The organism is Streptomyces sp. NPDC058008 (assembly GCF_042886395.1).
Lineage (GTDB): Bacteria > Actinomycetota > Actinomycetes > Streptomycetales > Streptomycetaceae > Streptomyces.
Window position 1 is genome coordinate 14,026 of record NZ_JBHVQX010000050.1, and the last position, 15,334, is coordinate 29,359.

4 protein-coding genes are annotated in these 15,334 nt (G+C 73.1%); 2 read left to right on the plus strand and 2 right to left on the minus strand.

Annotated features, from left to right (window positions below):
* The first annotated feature begins 73 nt into the window (after positions 1–73).
* Together ACFVS9_RS32865 and ACFVS9_RS32870 are read left to right on the plus strand one after the other, a co-directional pair.
* Positions 74–10,975, plus strand: a complete 10,902-nt coding sequence (locus ACFVS9_RS32865) for an amino acid adenylation domain-containing protein (protein ID WP_389938452.1) — start codon at positions 74–76, stop codon at positions 10,973–10,975.
* Positions 10,962–12,662, plus strand: coding sequence for an ABC transporter ATP-binding protein (locus ACFVS9_RS32870; RefSeq protein ID WP_389938455.1), 1,701 nt, complete (start codon positions 10,962–10,964; stop codon positions 12,660–12,662). Before ACFVS9_RS32865 ends, ACFVS9_RS32870 begins: the two co-directional genes overlap by 14 nt.
* Positions 12,663–12,680: 18 nt before the next feature.
* On the opposite strand, the gene ACFVS9_RS32875 is transcribed toward ACFVS9_RS32870, so the two are convergent.
* Together ACFVS9_RS32875 and ACFVS9_RS32880 are read right to left on the minus strand one after the other, a co-directional pair.
* Complete coding sequence (locus tag ACFVS9_RS32875; protein WP_383116334.1) at positions 12,681–14,738, minus strand: APC family permease; 2,058 nt, start codon at positions 14,736–14,738, stop codon at positions 12,681–12,683.
* Between the two features lie 167 nt (positions 14,739–14,905).
* Positions 14,906–15,322, minus strand: a complete 417-nt coding sequence (locus ACFVS9_RS32880; protein WP_383116335.1) for an ATP-binding protein — start codon at positions 15,320–15,322, stop codon at positions 14,906–14,908.
* Positions 15,323–15,334: the final 12 nt, after the last annotated feature.

A 15,334-nucleotide genomic window follows, 5' to 3' on the forward strand; every position in this document is an offset into this window, starting at 1 on the left:
AACGAAAGACCCCAGACGTCCCTGGGATGAGATTGGTCCCACTCCCGCCCGTTGGAAGGACGATGAGCCCCCGATGACGTATCCCACCGCCCGCTCCGTGCTGCTTTCCCCCACGAGCCTGGACGACGTACGCAGGCGAACCGGGGACCACTCCGACCGGACCATCGCCGCGGCGTGCGCCATCGGACTCGCGTACTGGGCGACGGGCCGCAGTCCCGACGGCATCGGCCTCACCCCCGCCACGCTGTTCACCGACGTACTCCGGTGGGCCGGCAACGGCGGTTCCGCGCCGGCCGGCTGGGAGATCGCCGAGGACGGCCGGAGCATCCGCGCCCCCGAAGGCGTGCTCCCGGCCGGGGCGCAGGCGGCCCTGGACGACCTGGCCGACTTCCCCGACCGGCCGGTAGGCACCATCGGACCCGTGGGCGCCGAGGCGAGGGCCAGGGCCCTGGCGGAGTGGAACGACACCGACGCGGACCGCGTCCGCCCGACCGTCGTGGAGATGTTCCACGAGCAGGCACGGGCCAGGCCCGACGCCGTCGCCGTGGTCGACGGGGACCGCAGCCTCACCTACCGTCAGGTCGCCGCATACGCGAGCCAGTTGGCGTACCACCTGACCGAACGCGGGCTCACCGCCGAGCAGGTCGTCGGCATCTCGCTGGAACGCTCCGCCGACATGGTGATCGGACTGCTCGGCGTGCTCCAGGCCGGTTGCGCGTTCGTACCGCTGGACCCTCGGTGGCCCGCCGAGCGCAGGGCCGTCGTCATCGCCGACGCCCACGTCGTGCTCCAGCTCAACGGCTCCGGTGAGTCCCCGGCGGGTGAACCCGAGGCGGTGGCCGTCGACCTCGCGGCCTGGGGGTACGCCTCCTGCCCCGCCGAGCCCGCCGGCCTCACCGTCCCCGGCGCGGCCCTCGCCTACGTGATCTTCACCTCCGGCTCGACCGGACGCCCCAAGGGCGCCATGATCCGGCACGAGGCCATCAGCGAGCGCCTGCTGTGGCAGTCCCGGGAGATCCTGGGCTTCGGCCACGACGACGCCTCCCTGTTCAAGGCACCCCTGTCCTTCGACATCTCCATCAACGAGATCTTCCTGCCGCTCGTGTGCGGCGGCCGGCTCGTGGTCCTGCGGCCCGGCGGCGAGCGAGACCCCCACCACCTGCTGAGCGTGCTGTCCGAACAGCGCGTCACCTTCACCTACCTGGTGTCGTCCATGCTGGACGTCCTCCTGGAGATGGCCGGCGACTCCGGACGGCTGGACAGCCTGCGGCACGTGTGGTGCGGCGGCGAGGTCCTCACCCCGGAACTCTACGAACGCTTCCGCACCCGGCTCGACATCCCGATGTACCACGGCTACGGCCCGGCCGAGACGACGATCGGCGTCTCGCACGTCATCTACCGAGGCGAGGCCGAGCGCCTGTCCACCTCGATCGGCAGGGCCAACCCCAACACCCAGCTGTACGTGCTCGACGACGAGATGCGCCCGGTCCCCGTCGGGGTCGGCGGCGAGCTGTACGTGGGAGGGTTCCTCCTCGGCCGCGGCTACGTCAACGCGCCCGGCCTGACGGCGTCCCGCTTCGTCGCGAACCCCTTCGCCACGGACGGATCCCGCCTGTACCGCACCGGCGACCTCGCCCGGTTCGCACCGGACGGGTCGCTGGACTTCCTCGGCCGGGCCGACAACCAGATCAAGATCCGCGGCATGCGGCTGGAGATCGAGGACGTCGAGGTGGGCCTCGGCGAACACCCCTCGGTCCGGCACACCTGTGTCCTCGCGAAGAAGAACCCGGCGGGCGGCACCTACCTGGTGGGCTACGTCATCCCGGCCACCGGCAGCGAGGAGCTGCACGGGGACGAGGTCAGGGCATGGGCCGTCGAGCACATGGTCGAGTACATGGTGCCCACCCACGTCGTCGTGCTGAAGGAGTTCCCCCTCACCGCGAACGGCAAGCTGGACCGGGGCGCCCTCCCGGAACCCCTGCTCCGGACGGGCTCGTTCGTCGCGCCCGCCACCGAGAACGAGCGCCTGGTGTGCGCGGCCGTCGCCTCGGTGCTGCGGCTGGACGAGGTCGGCACCGACCAGGACTTCTTCCGGCTCGGCGGGGACAGCATCCTCGCCATCTCGCTGCTGAGCGCCCTGCGCGCCGCCGGACTCTACGTCACGGCACGCCAGATCTTCACCCACAGCGTCGTCGGGGCCCTGGCGGCCGTCGTCAGCCAGGAGGACGTCACCCCGGCGGGACACGGTGACGTGGCGACCGGCCCCGTCGTCGGATCCCCCGTCGTGCAGTGGCTCGGCGAGACGACCGACGCGATCGACGGCTTCGTGCAGTCGGTCGTCCTGGACACCCCGGCGGAGCTGACCGCCGAAGCCCTGGACGCGATCCTCACCGCACTGGACCGGCGCCACGACATGCTGCGGGCGAAGCTCGTGCGCGGTGACCGCTGGAGCTTCGACATCCCGCCGGCCGGCCGGCCCTTCACCGGATGGCAGGAGAGCGCGCTGCCGCTCGACGACTGCGTGGCACTCGCCACCGAAGGACTCGACCCCGAGCAGGGCGCGATGCTGCGGGCCGTCTGGCGCCGCGAGGCACGGCAGCTCGTCGTGGTCGTCCACCACGTCGTCGTCGACGGCGTGTCCTGGCGGATCCTCATGGAGGACCTGGCCACCGCCTGGGGGCAGTTCACCTCCGGCGCACCGGTCGAGCTGCCCCCGGTGGGCACGTCGTTCCGGCGCTGGACACAGGTGCTGGAGGCGGGCGACTTCGAACGGGACCGCGCCGCCTACCTGCGCCCCCTCCCCGCCGTGGACGCACCGCTGGGCAGGCGCCCGCTGTCCGCGGCCGACACCGTCGCCGTCGAACGCACCAGGACCGTCACCGTCGGCCCCTCGGCCACGGCCGCCCTCCTGGGCGAGATACCCGCGAAGTTCCACGCGGGCGTCAACGACGTACTCCTGACGGCACTGGCCGTCGCGCTCGCCCGGTGGCGCCGTGACCTCGGCCAGGACCAGACGTTCGCACACATCGAACTCGAAGGGCACGGACGCGAAGCACGGTTCGTGGCCGACAGCGCCGGCTTCGAGCCGGAACTGTCGCGGACCGTGGGCTGGTTCACCACCCTGTTCCCGGTGGTCGTGGACCCCGGCGCGGCGGACGACCTCACCGGCCCCGCCTATCTGGCCGCCGCGCTGAAGGCGGTCAAGGACGACCTCGCACGGGTACCGGGCAACGGGCTCTCCTACGGCGTCCTGCGCTACCTGACCGGGGCGGGGCTCGACACGCCCGCCCCGCAGGTGCTGTTCAACTACCTGGGCCGCTTCGACTCGGGCACCGCCGGTGACTGGCGGTCCGCCGGCGCCACGGGACAGCTGGGCGAGAAGCGCGACCCGAGGATGCGGCTGCCCCGCGCCCTGGAGTTCAACGCCATCGCGGAACCCGCCCCGAACGGCGCGTACGAACTCGTCACCACCCTCTCCTGGCCCGACGGGCTGCTCACCGACGAGGACGCCGGGACGATCGGCGACCACCTCCGGGAGGCCCTCACCGGACTGGCCGCGCTCGAACAGGGCGGCCACTCACCCGGCGACTTCCCCCTCGTACGGCTCACCCAGGACGACGTCGACGCCCTGGACGGCCCGGCGCTGCGGGACATCCTCCCCCTCACCCCGCTCCAGGAGGGCCTGTACTTCCACTCGGTCTTCGACGACGACTCCACGGGCAGCTACGTCGAACAGCAGCTGCTCACCCTGGACGGCGAGGCCGATGCCGACCGGCTGGCGGCGGCGGCCACCCGGCTGCTCACGCTCTACCCGAATCTGGCCGCCCGGTTCGTGGCGCTCGCCGACGGCCGGGTCGTCTCCGTGCTGGAGAGCGGGACACCGGCGCCCTTCACCACGCTGGACCGCCCCGGCATCACCGACGCCGAGATCCGCGACCACGCCGAACGGGACCGCCGCGCCGGGTTCGCCCTCGCCACGGGCCCGCTGATGCGCTACACCCTGATCCGCGGGGGACCCGGAAGGACCGTGCTGGTGCAGACCGTGCACCACATCATCGCCGACGGCTGGTCGGTACCGCCGATGCTCCGCGCGCTGCTGACCGAGTACCACGCGCCTGGCAGCCTGTATCCGCTCGGCGGCTTCCCCGACCACGTACGCCGGCTCGCCGCGCTCGACGAGGAGGAGAGCGACCGGGTCTGGCGCGACGAACTCGCCGGACTGCCCGGTCCCTCGCTCGTCGCCGACGGGCACACCCCGTCCGACCGGTTCACCGACACCGCCGTGGAGCCCGAGGACGACGTCGACGCGGCCGCCCGGGCGGCGGGTGTGCCGCTGAGCGTGGCGGTGCACGGTGCCTGGGCGGTGACCCTGGGCGGCCTCCTGCGGGGCAGGGACGTGGTGTTCGGCTCCACGGTGTCCGGTCGTGACGCCGAGCTGCCCGGCATCGAGGACATGGTGGGCCTGTTCATCAACACCATCCCCCTGCGCGCCCGCTGGGACAGTGACACCACGGCCCGCGAACTGCTCGCCTCGGTGCGCGAGCACCAGGGCGCGGTCCTGGCCCACCAGCACGTCTCCCTCGCCAGGATCGCCCGCCAGGCCGGCGGCGGCGCCCTCTTCGACACCCTGGTGGTCTTCGACGTCGCCACCGACCTCGAAGCCCTGCGCGGTCCGGGCGACGAACTCGCCGTCACCCACATCACGAACGAAGGCGCCCCCCACTACCCGCTGACCCTGGTCGTCGAACGCACCCCCGCCGGCCGCGCCCGCTTCAACCTGATCTACGACGGCGAGCTGCTGCGCGGGCCGGGCGCGGACGCGGTCCTGCGCACCTTCACCCGGACCCTCACCGGACTCCTCGCCCGGCCCGACGCCCTCGTCGACGACCTCGCCCCCGACGACGCCCGCAGCCCCGGGCACGTCGTCCCGACGACCCTGGACGCGCTGTTCGACGCCGCCGCCGGCCGCGACCCGGAGGCCACCGCCGTCACCCGGTGCGCTCTCGACGGCGGAACCCGGTCGCTGACCTACGGCGAACTGGCCGCCGCGAAGAACGCGCTGGCCGCGTCCCTGCGCGCGGCCGGTGTCGGGCCCGGCAGCCGGGTCGCCGTCGCCGTCCCGCGCTCCCTGGAGCAGATCGTCGCCCTGGTGGCGGTCGTCACGGCGGGCGCAGCCTACGTGCCCCTGGACCTGGCCTACCCGGACGAACGCCTGGAGTACGTCCTGTCCGACGCCGCCCCGCAGGCGGTCCTCGTCGACCGTGAGGAGCACGGCCGCTTCACGGACCTGCTGGCCCGCGGAACGGGTACGCGGCCCCGCCTGCTCGTCCTGGGGGAGGAACTGCCGCAGGACGCCGGGACGCACGAGCCGGTGCCCGCCGCGGCGAGCGCCGGATGGCACGACCCCGCCTACGTCATCTACACCTCCGGCTCGACCGGCCGGCCCAAGGGTGTCGTCGTCCCGCACTCCAGCGTCGTGTCCCTGCTCGCGAACACCCGGCCCGACATGGACTTCGGCCCGCAGGACGTCTGGGTCCAGTTCCACTCCTACTCCTTCGACTTCGCGGTCTGGGAGCTGTGGGGCGCCCTCACGCACGGCGGCGAGCTGCTGGTGCCCGAGTACGGGCTGACCCGTTCCCCGGTGGACTTCCACCGGCTGGTCCGCGAGCGCGGCGTGACCGTGCTCAACCAGACCCCCTCGGCGTTCTACCGGTTCGTCGAGGCCGACCGGCAGTCCGACGAGCGCGTCACCACCCTGCGCCGGATCATCTTCGGGGGCGAGGCGCTGGACCCGGCGCGGTTGCGCGGCTGGGTGGAGCGGTACGGCACCGCGTCGCCCGAGCTGGTCAACATGTACGGCATCACCGAGACCACCGTCCACGTCACCCACCGGGTCCTCACCGAGGACGACCTCGGCGACGACGTCAGCCCGATCGGCGGCCCGGTCCCCGGCCTGGCCGCGTACGTGCTCGACGAGCGGCTCAGGCCCGTGCCGCCCGGCCGGGTGGGCGCCATCTACGTCGCCGGTGACCAGGTGTCCCTCGGCTACCTGGGCAGGCCCGGCCTCACCGCGGGCCGGTTCGTGGCGAACCCGTTCGCCGGCGACGGCTCCCGCATGTACCACACCGGGGATCTCGCCCGCCGCACGCTCGACGGGGAGCTGGAGTTCGCGGGCCGCGCCGACGACCAGGTACAGCTCAAGGGCTTCAGGATCGAACCCGGCGAGGTGGAGTCCGCGATCCGGGAACTCGACGGTGTGGTGGACGTGGCCGTCACCGTGTCCGACACCGAGGACCACCTCGTCGCGCACATCGTGGGCCGGGTCCCGGACGACCTCACCGGCCGGCTCTCCGCGAAGCTGCCCGTGCACATGGTGCCCGGCCGGGTGCTGCGGGCCGACGCCCTGCCGCTCACGGTGAACGGCAAGCTCGACCGCAAGGCGCTGACCGAACGCGCGGCCCAGGACGTCGCCGAGGCCGCACCGGCCGGATCCGCGCTCCCGGCGCTCATCGGGATCTTCGCCGACACGCTGCCCGGCTCCCTCCCCGTCGACGCCGACACCGACTTCTTCATGGCGGGGGGCGACAGCATCGTCGCCATCACCGTGATCAACAGGGCCAGGGCCCTCGGTCTCCCGATCGCGCCGCGCGACGTGTTCCTGTGCAGGACACCCCGCGCGCTCGCCGGACACCTGGCCTCGCGCGCACCGCAGCCCGCGGCGCCCGCGCCCGCCCCCCGTGAGGACGGCCCCCTGGCACCGACGCCCATCATCCTGCGACAGCGCGAACTGGGCGGTCCGCTCGCCCGGTTCGCCCAGGCCAGGACGCTCGTGACGGCCGAGGGAACGGAGTTCGCCGACGTCCGGCGCGCCGCGAACGCCGTCGTGGCCGCGCACCCGGTCCTCCGGCTGCGGCTGGACACCGACCACGGCGTGTGGTCGCTGCGCACCGGACCCGCGCGTGAGATCACCGTCGACCGGCCGGACACGGCCGACGCGACGGAGGCGGCGAACGGAGCCGCCGGGCGCCTCGACCCCGGGACCGGCGAGGTCGTCGCGTTCTCCTGGCTGGAACCGAGCCGCACCCTGGTCGTCACCGTCCACCACCTCGCCGTCGACGCCGTGTCCTGGCTGATCCTGCTCGACGACCTGGCCACCGCCCTGTCCGGCGGGACGCTGCCGCCGCCGACCACGTCCTACGCCGAGTACGCCGAGGCCCTGAACTCCGGGTCCGTCCGGACCTCCGGCGAACCGGGCCACTGGATCACCACGCTCCGGGCCCCCGCGCTGCTGCCCGCCGTCGAGGGCCGGCGCTCGACCACCGTCGTGCTCGGGCCCGAGGTGAGCGACCGGGTGACCCGCACCGCGCCCGCGGTACTCGGGCTCGGCCTGACGGAGCTGCTCTGCGGCGCGCTCAGGGCCGCGCTCACCCACATCCAGCCCGCGCCCACCGACCTCGCCGTCGAACTGGAGCGGCACGGCCGGGTCCCGGCGCTGGAGCACCACGACTACACCCGCACCGTCGGCTGGTTCACCGCCATCGCCCCCGTACGGCTGACGCCGCACACCGACCCCGTGGCGGCGGCGCGCGAGATCACCGATCGCCAGGCCGACGAGCACGGCCACGTCGCCTACGGCCGGCTGAGGTACCTGGACCCGCAGACGGCCCCCCTGCTCACGGCCCGCCCGCAGGTGCTGTTCAACTACCTCGGCCGGGGTGGCGAGTCCGAGGCCCTGGCCATCACCGGCGCCGAGGGCCCCAGCCCGTACGCCGTCGAGGTCAACGCCTGGACCGACGAGGCCACGGGAAGCCTGCACGCCGCCTTCACCCTCGCCGACGGCGTCCCCGACGAGCTGACCGGCCACTGGCGCACCGCGCTCGAACAGATCGCGGACGCCTCCGCGACGGCCGAACGCACCGCACCGGTCACCCCGCTCCAGCGGGGCCTGTACTTCCAGGCCCAGATGGCCGGCCCGTCCGGACACTACGTCGCCCAGAGCTACTTCACCTTCGACCGGCGCCTGGACACCGACGCCCTGTCCGAGGCGATGGCGTACGTCATCGCACGGCACCCGGTCGTGGGCGCCGGCTTCACCACCGACGGTGGAGGGAACCCGGTCCAGGTCCTCAAGGCGGGCCGGCGGGCCGACGTCCGCACGGTCGGCCCCCTGACCGACGCGGAGGCCGAAGCCCTGTGCGCCGAGGACCGCGCCACCGGATTCGACCCGGACCGGCCGCCGCTGATCCGGCTGACCGTGCTGCGTCTGCACGACGGCCGCGACGCCCTGCTGCTCAGCTACCACCTGCTGCTGTGGGACGGCTGGTCCCGCGAGATCGTGCTGCGGGACCTGTTCGACGCCTACCGGTCCGTCCTCGCCGGCGAGCCCCTGGACGCGACCCCGGCCGCACCGGCCTTCGAGGACGTCGCCCGGGCACTCGACGCCAGGCCCCCCGCCGTGTCGGAACGCTTCTGGGCGGAACACCTGGCGGGCCTCACCGGCCCGACCCTCCTCGCGGGCCCGGATCCCGTCCTCACGGACGACCTGCCGCACGCGCTCGTGCACCGGCTGTCCGCCGAACGGTCCGAACTCCTGCGGGAGGCCGCCCGGCTGCACGGCGTCACGCTGAACTCCGTGCTGACCGGGGCGTTCGGCCTGATGCTGGGAGCCCGTACGGGCCGGAGCGACGCCGTGTTCGGGGTGACCGTCTCCGGCCGCGAGGGCGAGGGACTGTCCGGCGTCGTCGGCGTACTCCTCAACACGGTGCCCATGTGGACACGGGCCCGGCCGTACGACACGGCCGGTGCGTACCTGTCGGCCGTCCAGGCGTCCAGGGTCGAGGCCATGGAGCACGAACACCTGGGCCTCGGCGAGATCCAGCGGGCCAGCGGGCACGACACCCTCTTCGACAACCTGTTCGTGCTCCAGAACTTCCTGGATATGGACGCGTTCGCCGAGATGAACGCCCGGCACGGCATCACCTCGGTCAAGGCCGACGACTCGACGCACTACCCGTTCACCTGGGTCGTCACCCCCGGCGACCGGCTCACCGTCAAGCTGGAGCACCGTGACGGCGACACCCCCGGCGCCCGGCGCCTCCTCGACGACTACCTGCGGGTGCTCGACGACCTGGCGCGCGCGGCCGGCCCGGTCGGCGCGCTGCCCGGCCCCGGGCGGGAACCCGGCCCCGCCGTCCGCACGGACATCGGCACGGACACCGTCGTCGACAGGTTCGACCGGGCGGCGGACCGGGACCCCGAGCGGGTCGCCCTCGTCGCCCACGGCGCGGCCATGACCTTCGCCCAGCTCCGCGACCGCAGCCGCGCGGTGGCCGGCGTCCTGGTCCGGCGCGGGATCGGACCGGAGACGACCGTGGGTCTCGCGGTCCCGCGCTCCCTCGACTCGATCGTGGCGCTGTTCGCCGTGCTGCGCGCGGGCGCCGCCTACGTACCGCTGGAGCTGGACCACCCCGACGAGCGGATCGCCGCGATCCTCGACGCCGCGCGCCCGCAGGTGATCCTCACCGTGAGCGCGGTGTCCCCCCGGCTGACCGGCGACCTGATCGAACTCGACCGGCCCCTGCCCGAGGCCGCACCGTACGTCACGTTCGCCCCGGACGACCCGGACCGCCTGCGGCACCCCGCGTACACGATCTTCACCTCCGGATCGACGGGGAAGCCCAAGGGCGTGGTGACCGAGTACGCGGGTCTCACCAACATGCTCATCAACCACCAGCGGCGGATCTTCGAGCCGGTGCTGGCCGGCCACGGTCACCGGGTCTTCCGCATCGCGCACACCGTGTCGTTCGCCTTCGACATGTCGTGGGAGGAGCTGCTGTGGCTCGCCGACGGCCACGAGGTGCACATCTGCGACGAGGAACTGCGCCGGGACGCGCCCCGGCTGGTCGAGTACTGCCTGGAGCACGGCATCGACGTCGTCAACGTGACCCCGACCTACGCCCAGCAACTGGTCGCCGAAGGCCTGCTCGACGACCCCGCGCGGCGCCCCGCGCTGGTGCTCCTGGGCGGCGAGGCCGTCACCCCCGCGCTCTGGCAGCGGCTCGCGGAGACCGAGGGCACGGCGGGCTACAACCTGTACGGGCCGACCGAGTACACCATCAACACCCTCGGGGTCGGCACCTTCGAGTGCCCGGACCCCGTGGTCGGCGTCGCGATCGACAACACCGAGGTGTACGTACTGGACCCCTGGCTGCGGCCCCTGCCGGACGGGGTGCCCGGTGAGCTGTACGTGTCGGGCGTCGGCATCGCGCGCGGCTACCTCGGCCAGCCCGCCCAGACCGCGCACCGCTTCGTCGCGTGCCCGTACGGCGCACCCGGCGAGCGCATGTACCGCACCGGGGACCTGGTGGTACGCCGGCCCGACGGCAACCTGATGTACCTGGGCCGCACCGACCAGCAGGTCAAGATCCGCGGCCACCGGGTCGAACTGGGCGAGGTGGAGGCGGCGTTCGCCGCCCACCCGGCGGTGCGGTTCGTCGCCGCGGTCGCCCAGCCCGACCCCCAGGTGGACGGCTCCCACCGGCTGGCCGCGTACCTCGTGCTGGACGGATCGGACCTGGCGGCGGTCGCCGCGGAGGTCGGCGCGGGGCTGCCGGACTTCCTGCGCCCGACGCACTACGCCGAGGTGGACGGCATCCCGCTGACCGTCAACGGGAAGGCCGACACCAAGGCCCTGCCGGAGGCCAGGCCGCTCGGCGTGCTCACCACGGTGGACGAGCGCGGCCCGCGGACCGGGACCGAGACGGTGGTCTGCGAACTCTTCGCCGAGGCACTGGACCTGGACGACGACGAGGTGAGCGCCCTGAGCGACTTCGTCTCCCTCGGCGGGCACTCCATGCTGGCGGTCCGGCTGATCGGCCTGCTCCGCCGCGAGTACGGTCCTGTGATCACGATCCGTGATCTGCTCACCCTTCGAACCCCGGAAGCGATTGCCCGTCACCTTGATGACAACAACTGACGCGAAGCGGCCCCGCCCGGGGGCCGCCATCCTCCGGACCGCACTGCGCCGCAACGCCGGCGCGGTGGTCCGGGGGACCGTCCTCATGGGCCTCTACCAGGCGGGCGAGACCGCGTTCCCCATCGCGCTCGGCCTGATCGTCGAACACACGATGCGGGACCGGAGCCTGGGCTCGCTCGGCCTGTCGATCGGCGCACTGGCCGTGATCATCACGACCGTGTCGCTGTCCTGGCGCTTCGGGATGCGGGTCCTTCAGAAGGCCAACACGACCGAGGCGCACCGCTGGCGGGTCCGGGTCGCGGCCTGCGGACTCCAGCCCGTGGCCAGGGACGTCGGCCTGAAGTCCGGCGAGGTGCTGACCATCGCCACCGAGGACGCCGACCAGACCTCCGACATCGTCGAGGTGGTTCCGCTGCTGATCAGCTCGCTGGTCGCGGTGGCCGTCGCGTCGGTCGCGCTGGGCCTGGCCGACATCCGGCTCGGCCTGCTGGTCATCGTCGGCACCGTCGCGATCCTGTCCGTCCTGAGCGTCATGTCAAGACGGATCGGTTCGAGCACCCGCGAACAGCAGGCCCGCGTGGCGCGGGCGGGAGCCAAGGTCGCCGACCTCATCACCGGCCTGCGCCCGCTGCACGGCTTCGGCGGCAACCACTCCGCGTTCCTCTCCTACCGGAAGGTCAGCAGCCTGGCGAAGCACCAGGCGTTCGTCGTCGCCCGGGTGAACGGGATCTACGCGGGCACCGCACAGGCCCTCAACGCGGTCCTCGCCGCCGCCGTGACCCTGACGGCGGGCTGGCTGGCGTACGCGGGCCTGATCACCATCGGCGAGCTCGTCATGGCCGTCGGCCTGGCGCAGTTCATCATGGAACCGCTCAAGATGTTCTCGGAGATGCCGAGGTACGTGATGATGGCGCGCGCCTCGGCCGACCGGATGGCACTGGTGCTGGACGCGCCGCCCCTGACCACCCCGGGCCGTGAACGCCCGGCCCCCGGCGGGGACCTCGAGATCGACGGCGTCCGCCACGGTTCCCTGGACGGTCTCACCTTCCGCGTCCGCGCGGGCGAGTTCGTGGCCGTGGCCGCCTACCGGCCCCGCGCGGCGGCCGAACTCGCCTCGGTCCTGGGCGCTCACGTCCCGCCCCGGGCGTACGGGGGAGAGGTCAGGATCGGCGGGCGGGCCATCGCGGACCTCTCGGTCGAGGCACTGCGCGAGCACCTGCTGGTCAACCCGTACGACGGGGAGATCTTCGCGGGCAGCCTCCGTACGAACATCGACCCCTCGGGCACCAGCTCGACGGTGGCGGAGGCCGTCGAGGCCTCGCTGCTCACCGATGTCGTCGCCCTCCACCGCGAAGGACTCGACCACGGCGTCCGGGACCGCGGCGCGAACCTCTCCGGGGGGCAGCGCCAGCGGCTGTCCCTGGCCCGCGCCCTCGCCGCCGACTCCGACGTGCTGGTCCTGCACGACCCCACGACAGCGGTCGACGCCGTCACCGAGCAGCTCATCGCGCGCAACATCGCGAAGCTGCGCAAGGGCCGCACCACCGTGGTGATCACGAGCAGCCCCGCCCTCCTGGACGCCGCCGACCGCGTCCTGGTCCTGGACGACGGGGTGATCACCGCCGAGGACACCCACCGCCACCTCCTCGCCTCCGACGAGGACTACTGCCGCGCCGTGGCCCGGTGAGCGCCCGCCGAACGGCCCTCAGCTGCCCGGGTCCCGCGTGTCCGGAGGCCGGGGGCCGTCGGCTGTGTCCTTGTGGGCCGGGCCCGGTTCTCCCCGCCGGACCGCTCCCGGGGCCCGGGTGCGGTCGGCCGGCGCGCGCCCGGCGGAGGCCAGCCGCCAGGGCACACTGGTGACCATGACACCGGGCAGGAGGAGCAGCCGCGTCCTGAGCCACAGGGCGGACTGGTTGTGCAGGAGGGTCTCCCACCAGCGGCCGACGACGTACTCCGGGATGAACACGCCGACCACGTCGCGGGGGCTCTCACGGCGGATGGCGCGCACGTGGTCGATGACCGGCCGGGTGACGTCGCGGTAGGGGGAGTCCGTGATGCGGAGCGGTACGTCGATGTCCTGGTCCCGCCACTGCCGTTGCAGCGCCGCCGCGGCCTCCCGGTCCACGGCGACGGCGAGTGCCTCCAGCCGGTCGGGCGAGAAGGCCCGGGCGTAGGACAGCGCCCGCAGGGTCGGCCGGTCGATGGCGGGCACGAGGACGACGGCCGTGACGCGGGGCGGCGGGGCGAGAGCGGCCCGTGCGTCGCTCACGGCCAACTCGGCGGCGACGGCGTCGTAGTGGCGGCGGACGGTGCGCATCGTCAGCCAGAGCAGGACGCCGGCGAGCACGGCCACCCACGCGCCCTGGGCGAACTTCGTGGCCAGCACGATGACCAGGACCAGCCCCGTGACGCACGCCCCGACCGCGTTGACGATCCGGGCCACCCGGTGGCGCCGCCGGAGCACGGGATCCCGCTGGGTGCGCAGTTCCTCGTTCCAGTGCCGGACCATGCCGGTCTGGGACAGCGTGAAGGAGGTGAAGACGCCCAGGATGTAGAGGTGGATGAGGGCGGTGACGCTCGCCCCGTACACCCACAGGAGCAGGCTGACGACGAGGGCGAGCGCCAGGATTCCGTTGGAGAACACCAGACGGTCACCGCGGTCGTGCAGCTGGCGCGGCAGATAGCGGTGCCTGGCCAGGATGGAGGCGAGCGTGGGGAAGCCGTTGTAGGCGGTGTTCGCGGCGAGGATCAGGATCAGTGCCGTCGCCGCCTGGATGAAGTAGAAGCCGAAGCTGTTCCTGCCGCCGAAGACCGCGTCGGCGAGCTGCGCGATGACGGTCAGCTGGGTCTGCGCGGCGCAGTCGGCGAGCCCGGTCAGCCGGCAGGGATCGGTGGTGATGTGCACCTTCGCGATGATCGCGAGTGTGGTGATCCCGGCGAACATCGTGACGGCGAGGGTCCCCATCACCAGCAGGGTGGCCGCCGCGTTCGCCGGCTTGGGCCGGCGGAAGGCGGGCACCCCGTTGGAGATCGCCTCCACCCCCGTGAGCGCCGTGCACCCGCTGGAGAAGGCCCGCAGCACGAGCATCAGCAGCGCGAAGCCCGCCAGACCCGTCCCGCCAGGTGCCGCCTCGACACCGTACCGGGCGCTCTCGGCCACCGGGGCGTCCCCCAGCAGGTACCGGATCAGGCCGGTGGCGCACATGATCAGGACCCCGCCGACGAACAGGTAGGTGGGGGCGGCGAAGGCGCGGCCGGACTCACGCACACCCCGCAGGTTGACCGCGGTGAGCAGCACCACGAATCCGATCGCCATCAGGACGCGGTGCCTCGCCAGCTCCGGTACCGCGGAGATGATGTTGTCCACACCCGAGGCGACGGACACCGCCACGGTCATCACGTAGTCCACCAGGAGCGAGGCGGCGACCACCAGCCCGGCGGACGGGCCCAGATTGGCCGAGGCGACGGCGTAGGAGCCGCCGCCGCCCGGGTAGGCGCGGACGACCTGCCGGTACGACAGCACCACGACCACCATCAGCAGTACGACCGCCAGGGCGATCCACGGGGCGAAGTGCAGATAGGTGAGCCCGCCCAGCGTCAGGACCAGCAAGATCTCCTGCGTGGCGTACGCGACGGACGACAGCGGGTCCGAGGCGAAGATCGGCAGGGCCAGCCGCTTGGGCAGGAGGGTCTCGCCCAGCTCCTCACTGCGCCGTGCCTTGCCGAGCAGGAGGCGCTTGACCACCGGGATCACATCGAGCACAGCGCGACAGTAGGCCCGCGGGGGAGCGGATCCGGGGACGGCCGGCGTGGGCGACGCGATGTAGCCCGGTTGGTGGACACGGCCGGGTGGCCGTCACCACCGGACGCGCGCCGCGGTGACCCGGCCTGCTGACGACCGGGGCGGCCGGACGCGGAAGCGCCCTCGGCTCAGAAGGCGAGCCGCGCGCGGATGGTCTTGCCGGTGCCGGATCCGTGCGTCACGGTCAGCTCGGTGGCCAGGCGGCGGATCATGTGCCAGCCGAACCCCCCGCTGCCGCCGTTCAGGTCCGGTGTCCGCTCACGCGGCGCCGCCGGACTCGGGTCGCTGACCGCGGCCGTCACCGAGTCCTCGGTGGCGGAGAGTTCCAGGGTGTACCTGCCGCCGCCGTGCCGCAGCGCGTTGGTCGTGAGCTCCGAGACCACCAGAAGGAGGGAATCGGCCGTGGTGGGATCCGGGGCCGGGGCGAGACGGTCGGTGAAGGCCCGGGAGGCCTCGCGCGCCCGGTGGATGCTCTCGGAGCTGTCGCCCCGCACCACTGCCGGAGCGGAAGGTGCCGATGCGACGGTGTCCGCCTGGTCGTTCATGCGTGTTCACCC